The sequence below is a fragment of the Vibrio sp. 811 genome, assembly GCF_033339195.1.
Genome location: NZ_JAWOUB010000857.1, coordinates 1 through 538 on the forward strand (window position 1 = coordinate 1; position 538 = coordinate 538).

A 538-nucleotide genomic window follows, 5' to 3' on the forward strand; every position below is an offset into this window, starting at 1 on the left:
AGAAAGGCGTGATCGTAGCCACCAGCAGTTTTCTGATCTTGCTCGGCAAGAAATTCTTGGCCTATCGATTTTGGCTCGGTGAAGTCGAAACTGGTACCCAAAACTGGCTTTTGTTCACCGGTAGGAATTAACCCCGCATCCGTTGGCAAGTAATATCCAGCGTTAAGCTGTAAAGTATGATCCAAACTTTTTGCGCGGCTCGCCTCACCAGCCAAGTTAAAGTAGGCGTGATTGGTTAAATTCACTGGTGATGTTTTGTCGGTCTTAGCATCATAGGCGATAGCTAGTTCATTCTCGTCAGTGAGCGTGTACGTCACCTTCACATCGAGGTTTCCCGGATAGCCTTGGTCACCGTCCGGGGAGCGAAGTGAAAAAGTGACCTGTTGATCATTTTGCTCTTCAACCTTCCAGCGGCGTTTATCAAACCCTTCTAGGCCACCGTGCAGTGAGTTTTCACCGTTGTTGATACCAAGTTGATACTTCTCTCCGTCTATCTCAAACTGCCCTTTCGCAATTCGGTTAGCAAAGCGGCCAACAA

General features: G+C 48.0%; 1 protein-coding gene. It reads right to left on the bottom strand.

The features are described from left to right. Positions 1-538: galactose-1-epimerase (locus R7Q46_RS29785; RefSeq protein WP_318078668.1), on the bottom strand; the 538-nt coding region annotated here is incomplete at both ends.